Raw genomic sequence first — 3,741 nt, 5'->3', positions numbered from 1 at the left:
ATGCTATTTTCTTCATCTATTCGATTTAATAGTTCTCTTTTTACTTTCGCTTTGTTCTTCACAGTCACCACCCCCCTTACGTGCGTAAATTCAGCAAAAAAACCTGACAGTTAACCCCCTCCTCCGGTGCCCCTTAGAGCAATTTTTATTGAAATTATTTAAGGGGGGGGTATTATTTTTAATTTCTCAGCAATCATTTTAGTTGTTTCATATAAACCATCCGTTTTATTACCCATCATCATCCAAGAAGCATATAACTCATTCGAATACTTTGACCAAATATCTTCAGCCTGTTCATTTGTAATGACATAACCTTCAAGTCTATAAGCTTTAACTAATAGAGCTACATCTTGTTCATAAGTATCCAACGTTACCACCTCTCATCGTCTTGCCATTTGTTTACCTTCTTAAAGAACACTCTTCCGTGTTCTTTATTATGGCAATCCACACAGACTGTTTCTAAGTTATCTATTTCTAATGCAAGTTCCGGATGATGTTCAAGTTCTTTTATATGATGGACAACGAGCTGAATCTTCTTACGCTTTGCACTCTCACTGTATTCATTGGTGTCCAAACGAACACTACCATTGCGCTTACACTCTTGGCATTCATAGTTGTCTCGCTTCTTTACTTGCTCACGTATACGCTTCCAATCACCACTGTCATAGAACTTTCGCTTCTGTTGTTTCATTCTATATTCTTTCATCGCTTATGCCTCCTTTATTTTACCTTTTATAAAGGTCATTTTTAGTCTCCTATTTTTATGTTCATCATGCTATATTAAAAAATGTTATCATTTGGTATGACTAACCACACAATGATACATATTAAGGTTAAAGGAGGTGCTTCATGATGAAATCTGCTGGATACTATGGATTAATTGGAAGTATATTTGGATTAATCCATTCTCTCTCTAGAGATATAAAAATAGATATTCCATCAACTTTTGATACTTGGAAGTTATTCATTGAATGTAATGGGCTCATTCCACTGCTTATATCCGTGATTAGTATAGCGGTAAGCGGATGTTATATTTACTCTCTAAAATATCTAAAACCTTTTATTATTTTCATGACGATTTCGGCTGTAAATGCACTTTTTCTTGCGTTAGAATCTATAAGTAATATTATAAAGCATGGTGTGATGAACCCACTTCCTTCATATAGCCCTAAAATATATCTTCTTATGATTGGTATTTCCCTTATAATTTTATACACAAATCAACAAAGACTAAATCAAACAAACCGACACGCGAATTAAACGTCCCCTATACCCACACAAATGTATATCATATCGTGTGGGTTTTATCGTATAAGTACATTCGATTATATACATCTTATCGTCCTCATATCACTTTTCGCCTTCATAGGAGTATTTCCAATTACCACTGTTATAGAACTTTCGCTTCTGTTGTTTGGTTTTGTATTCTTTCATTCCTCAAACTCTCTCAACTTTCTTTTAATAAATCTTGAATCATTTTATTTATTCCACTTCTCCCAGCCGCCATCATTTGTTTTAATGTTGATTCATACAGTGCAACTTCCAGTTTCTCTTCCAGCTGTTCTAGTGAATATTCATCTGTACACATCTCAAGTTCCTCTCTACCCAACGCTGTAATGAATGTACTAATAATGATAGCTTTCTCAAGCTTTGTTAGTTCCATCTTCATTTTCCCCCCAGCTATTTCAATACCCCGTACAAGTTCTTCAATATCCATACATCCGTCTTTTTTTTTAATACACTAAAAAAAGACGCGTTCTGTCTTTGAGAAATATCTTTAGCTTTCTTTAGCACCTCTTTCCTTGGTAATCGCATTAAATATTCTTTTGAATAAAAAGCCAAGTATTGCCCATGTACTCCGTAATACTGAAAAGACGTTACATCAATTCCAACTTCCTCATACACTTTGAGATATTCAGTGTAAACTATGTCATCCACAACACGAAGGTTCAGCATATTAATCTTCTTTTGCAAACCCGCTTCGATGCGTTCCATCTTCTCCACTCCTATCTTTTCTAATTAAAACACCATTTGGGTATTTACTAATTTATATTCACTTATTTGGTATACAAAACCAAAACCAGTAAATAATAAGAGTGGGTGAAGAGCATTTACTCTTATTTGTACACTGAATGAACCCCCCAATTGGCTATTCTACCTCTTTGAAATGTATGAATCTGTATGTGCTTCATCCCTTCAGTCACTTCACGAAGGATAAAGAGCGTTCTGTATAATTCATAATAAAAATACTATTATTTTCTTTTGTAACAGTTATGCAATCGTTCTTTATTCCTTCCCCTATAGATTTTCTCCATTCGTTATATATTCCTTTTTACATCAACAATACATAAAAATCTTAACCACCTTGACTTTTTTCTATTTATTTTGTCTTTTATCAAGGACATTTTTATACATTTTTTTTATGTTCTCAATGTTATAATGGAAGTCTCTTAACCATATTTCCTTATAACATAGAAGTTATAACGAACCCTTTTAGATTTTTTCATTTACACAGCTACTTATTCCTAACAGATGCTGCAGCTGTGCTTTTCATTTCTTTCTACTTCTTTAAAAAATTCATCCATAGTTTTATCTAACAAACTAACCATCGCTTCTCTTCTTTGCTTTGGTGTTGTATTGTCTTCCAACCCATTAAAGATTGGAATTACATTTTCTAATTTCTGTTTATCGATACGCTCATTCACAAGCTCCTGTCCTAACATTGAAATGAATGTGCCGATAATCACGGCTTGTTCTTGTTTAGTTAGTTTCATTCTTCATCCTCCTCCAAAACAAAAAGCACCCAGATGGATGCTTCCTTATTTCACATGACACTCCCTCGCTTTTGCTACTATTGAAAGACTATCTATTATAGAATCAGCAACAACAAGAAGATAACTGACCACGAATCTCACCACTAGGATGTTGAATAGTACGAACATTAATATAAATATTTTCAACATTAATTTCATTTACAAGATCCCTTAACGAATGACCTGCTAATGAACCAACTAAATTAGCTTGAGTAATTTCTCCTGTAAAAATAGCATATTCTATTGAAATAGGTTTTTCAATTGGTCCAAATAAAAACCCCACAACAGGACCATTGGTCCCCTTTGGACCTAAATGTAGATGCCCCATTGTTACCTGATCTAGTGCATATAATCTCAATTTAAACTCTAAACTACGATTATCCTGACTTAATACAAAATATGCCTTTCCTCGAGCCATTGTTTCTACTGCGGGAACTTCCTCTACTCCACATAGGTTTGAGAAAAACATAATAATATAGTCCTCCCTTTGAGTCTTACTAAGGTGTGTCACAATTTACGATTTTCTTCTATATCGTATGTAAATAAATAGACAAGCGTGTCCTTATCACAGATGAGTTTAATTTATGCATAAAAATGAATTAAATATACAAAGTGACTTCCTATAACATTATTTATTTTTAGTAGATAAATCAAGAACCAACTGTTATATCAATGTTTATTTAGTTTACATAAGATATCCCTTTATTCAATCCTTATACATTTTCTTTAAACCAATTTTTTTAACACTATGCATTTGTGATTCCTTACATAAACTTCACATTGTTAACTTTCTGTATTTTTTTAGTTATATAAACCAAATTTATTTTTAATTTTGGTTACAAATAACCAATATTTACATATAGTATCTTGAGCACCTTCCTTAACACGGTAAATTTCTAAAAAACGGGTACTCCGTCACCGGTACTCG

Annotated in this window: 7 protein-coding genes; 1 reads left to right on the top strand and 6 read right to left on the bottom strand. The window is 33.1% G+C overall.

The window, feature by feature from the left end; translation table 11 throughout:
* Window positions 1-158: 158 nt before the first annotated feature.
* Both ACQRBL_RS30630 and ACQRBL_RS30625 read right to left on the bottom strand, forming a co-directional pair.
* A complete protein-coding gene (locus tag ACQRBL_RS30630) occupies window positions 159-368 on the bottom strand; it encodes a hypothetical protein (RefSeq protein WP_098856515.1) in 210 nt (69 codons plus the stop codon).
* Between the two features lie 2 nt (window positions 369-370).
* Window positions 371-706, bottom strand: coding sequence for an HNH endonuclease (locus tag ACQRBL_RS30625; protein WP_411996795.1), 336 nt, complete (start codon window positions 704-706; stop codon window positions 371-373).
* A 143-nt stretch (window positions 707-849) separates the two neighbouring features.
* On the opposite strand from ACQRBL_RS30625, the gene ACQRBL_RS30620 reads away from it, so the two are divergent.
* Entirely contained in the window at window positions 850-1,260 is a 411-nt protein-coding gene (locus ACQRBL_RS30620) for a hypothetical protein (RefSeq protein ID WP_098856517.1), read from the top strand.
* A gap of 187 nt (window positions 1,261-1,447) precedes the next feature.
* Here the strand turns inward: ACQRBL_RS30620 and ACQRBL_RS30615 are convergent, their stop codons facing one another.
* The 4 genes from ACQRBL_RS30615 to ACQRBL_RS30600 form a co-directional block, all read right to left on the bottom strand.
* On the bottom strand, window positions 1,448-1,663 hold the full coding sequence (locus ACQRBL_RS30615) for a hypothetical protein (protein ID WP_098856518.1): 216 nt from the start codon (window positions 1,661-1,663) through the stop codon (window positions 1,448-1,450).
* Window positions 1,664-1,680: 17 nt separating this feature from the next.
* Window positions 1,681-1,995 (bottom strand): hypothetical protein, encoded by a 315-nt coding sequence (locus tag ACQRBL_RS30610; protein ID WP_098856519.1) that lies wholly within the window; start codon window positions 1,993-1,995, stop codon window positions 1,681-1,683.
* A gap of 530 nt (window positions 1,996-2,525) precedes the next feature.
* A complete protein-coding gene (locus ACQRBL_RS30605; RefSeq protein WP_427736251.1) occupies window positions 2,526-2,774 on the bottom strand; it encodes a hypothetical protein in 249 nt (82 codons plus the stop codon).
* 103 nt (window positions 2,775-2,877) lie between these two features.
* Entirely contained in the window at window positions 2,878-3,282 is a 405-nt protein-coding gene (locus tag ACQRBL_RS30600) for a CHRD domain-containing protein (protein ID WP_427736249.1), read from the bottom strand.
* Window positions 3,283-3,741: the final 459 nt, after the last annotated feature.

The sequence above is a fragment of the Bacillus sp. AF62 genome (genome assembly GCF_050312695.1).
GTDB lineage: Bacteria > Bacillota > Bacilli > Bacillales > Bacillaceae_G > Bacillus_A > Bacillus_A cereus.
The sequence above is the reverse complement of the archived record's forward strand: the minus strand, read 5'-3'. Positions and strand labels throughout refer to the sequence as shown.